Below are 860 nucleotides of genomic sequence, written 5' to 3' on the forward strand. Positions count from 1 at the left end.
GACTGACCAAGGTAGTGTCTTCAACCACCACCCCCTTATTACTGTCACCCGCTCCTGCACCAATCACCGCAACATCGTTCAGCCCATTGATCGTCACTACGATATTCTGAGTAGCCGTACCGTCCTTGCTGCGTACCTCCAGCGTGTCTGTTACATGCTGCCCATCACCCAGGAATTGAATCCTGCTGTTGTCGACTGTGTAACTCCACCTGCCATCCGACTCATTAAAGATGAAGTTCCCGTAGGTGCCCGCCAGACTGGCTGGCTTCTGGAACACCGCTTCACCGTCATCCACATCGTGCGCCTGCAACTTACCGGATATCGATGACGCACCGTCTTCCTGTACTTCTCCGGTACTGACGCCGCTGATGCGAGCGTTATCGTTCTTGCCGGTCACCGTCACATCAATGACTTGGCTCACGCTACCGTCGAGACTGGTCACCGTCAGGGTGTCGTGTACTTCCTGGCCTTCGGTCAGCGCCTGTGTTGCTGGATTGTTGTTATCGAGGGTATAGGTCCACCTGCCGGTGTCGGGGTCAAACTTAAACGTCCCATACACGCCATTGGGGCTGCTGGGTGCTTTGAAGTGGCTCTCGTCATGATCCACATCGCGGATCGTCAAAGTGCCGCTTGCTGTGGCAACACCTGCATCGGTATTACCTGCACCACCAGCTTCAATCACCTTGCCGCTGGCATCACCACTAATAACGGGTTTGTCATTAGTGCCGGTGAGGGTGACGACGATGTCCTGGGTGGCAGTGCCATCCTCGCTCTTTACCTGCAAGGTATCCGTTACCCGCTCGTTCTCGTTAAGGAACTGAATCTTGCTTGGGTCGACGGCGTAGCTCCACTCACCCGTC

The 860-nt window shown here is 55.3% G+C and carries 1 protein-coding gene; it reads right to left on the reverse strand.

From position 1 onward, the window contains the following. Nucleotides 1–860: VCBS domain-containing protein (locus ACUHMQ_RS20885; RefSeq protein ID WP_445297363.1), on the reverse strand; the 860-nt coding region annotated here is incomplete at both ends.

Source organism: Chitinimonas violaceus (genome assembly GCF_052601015.1).